The sequence below is a fragment of the Xanthomonas sp. SHU 199 genome, assembly GCF_000364665.1.
Classification (GTDB): Bacteria; Pseudomonadota; Gammaproteobacteria; order Xanthomonadales; family Xanthomonadaceae; genus Xanthomonas_A; species Xanthomonas_A sontii.
The window spans coordinates 1-1,940 of record NZ_AQOI01000091.1; the positions used below are offsets into that span (position 1 = coordinate 1).

At 71.9% G+C, this 1,940-nt stretch carries 2 protein-coding genes; one reads left to right on the plus strand and one right to left on the minus strand.

Annotated elements, in window-relative coordinates:
* Window positions 1-318: 318 nt before the first annotated feature.
* On the plus strand, window positions 319-1,209 hold the full coding sequence (locus D183_RS0104320) for a TIGR01777 family oxidoreductase (protein ID WP_017907912.1): 891 nt from the start codon (window positions 319-321) through the stop codon (window positions 1,207-1,209).
* Window positions 1,210-1,347: 138 nt separating this feature from the next.
* Here D183_RS0104320 and D183_RS0104325 read toward each other — a convergent pair whose 3' ends face one another.
* Window positions 1,348-1,716, minus strand: a complete 369-nt coding sequence (locus tag D183_RS0104325) for a glycine zipper 2TM domain-containing protein (protein WP_026144184.1) — start codon at window positions 1,714-1,716, stop codon at window positions 1,348-1,350.
* Between the last annotated feature and the right edge of the window lie 224 nt (window positions 1,717-1,940).

The window sequence follows — 1,940 nt, forward strand, 5'->3', positions numbered from 1 at the left end:
AGGCAAGCCGCGCTGGCCTGGTCGGCCGGCGCTGGCGCGGCCGTGGCCGCGGCACTGGCCAGCAGCGCGGCCAGCAGCAGACCGACGCCGCGGCGAAGCCACGGCGGGCAAGCGAGCCTCGATGGTCGGATCATGGAGCGGACATCGCGAACAGGAGCTTCCGTTGGCCACGTGGCGGCGGCGCCCGCGCAGCGTGCCGCCTCGCCCGTGCAGGCATCGCGAAACCCACCGCCGCGGCACCGACACCCCCGGCGTTCACTCTTCCGCCATGCCCGGCGCACCTACACTGCGGCTCCCTTGGCGCAAGCGATCCCCTGCATGCACGTGCTCGTTACCGGAGGCACCGGATTCATCGGCCGCGCGCTGTGCCCGGCCCTGCTCGACGCCGGGCACCGGGTCAGCGTGCTGACCCGCGACCCCGCACGCGCCGCGCGCCTGTTGCCGGCGGTGCAGGTGCTGGACGATCTGCAGCGCGCCGCACCGGCCGATGCCGTAATCAATCTCGCCGGCGAACCGCTGACCGAAGGCCGCTGGAGCGCTACCCGCAAGCGTCGCTTCCGCACCTCGCGCATCGGCACCACCCGCGCCCTGCTCGACTGGATGAGCGGACTCGACGCTGCGCAGCGCCCGGGCTGCCTGATCTCCGGCTCGGCGATCGGCTACTACGGCGACCGCGGCGACGAGGTCCTGGACGAAACCAGCACGCCGGGCGACGACTTTGCCGCCCAGCTCTGCCGCGACTGGGAAGCCGAAGCGTTACGCGCGCAGGACCTGGGCGTGCGCACCAGCCTGGTCCGCACCGGCGTGGTGCTGGGCCGCGACGGCGGCGCGCTGGCGCGGATGCTGCTGCCGTTCCGCTTCGGCATGGGCGGGCGCATGGGCGATGGCCGCCAGTGGATGAGCTGGATCCACCGTGACGATCAGGTCGGGTTGCTGCTGTGGCTGCTGCAGCAAGGCGGCGAAGGCGCCTACGACGCCACCGCACCGGCGCCGGCGACCAATGCCGCGTTCGCGCAGCAACTGGCCGCCACCCTGCATCGTCCGGCGCTGCTGCCGATGCCGGCGGCGGCGCTGCGCCTGGGCTTCGGCGAGATGGCGGAACTGTTGCTGGGCAGCCAGCGCGTGCTGCCGACACGTGCGCAACGCGAGGGTTATGTGTTCCGGTATCCGCAGTTGGACGCGGCGCTGCGCGATCTGCTCGCCGATTGAGCCGCCGCGGCGCCGAATCGCGCAACGTCGCAACCGGCACCCAAAAAAAACGCCCCGGCGGAGGCCTCCGCCGGGGCGTGCTGCATCAGGTTGCCGGGTCGGCGTCAGGCACCGACCGACACGATGCGGTCGCGCGACTCAATAACGCTTGCAGACGGTCTCGACCACGCGATTGCCATTGGCCTGCTGACGCTGGCCCTGGATGTAGCGGCCGGTCGCACCGCCGGCGACCGCGCCACCGACGGTGGCCAGCTTGCGGCCATCGCCCTTGCCGATCTGGTTGCCGAGCAGGCCGCCGATCGCCGCACCCGCCAGGGTGCCGCCGATGCGGTCGGGATCGGTGCTGTTCTTGCGCACCGCGACCTTCTTGCAGTGCACGCGGGTGCCGTCGCTGAAGCGGCGGCCGGCGTCCTCGGGACCGTAGTGACGCTGCGCATCGGCCAGCGGCGCGGCGGCCGTGGCGATGGCGAGGACGGAAAGACACAAGGCGGATTTGAGAGTGTTCATGCTGATTGCTCCTGGGTGGCGGAGCCGATGCACAAGCACCGCGCTCTCGACGGGCGCCACCTTCTCACCGGATTCGCGAATGGTTCGTGAAGCGAAATCGGCCGCATTCAGCTTGTGTAGCAACGCCTGAATCAGTCGGCGCCGCCAGGCTCGCCGCTCGGAGGCGCGGTCGCGACGGGCGGCTGCGCCGCAGTGGCGGCCGCGGGTGCCGGCGGCGACGTGGA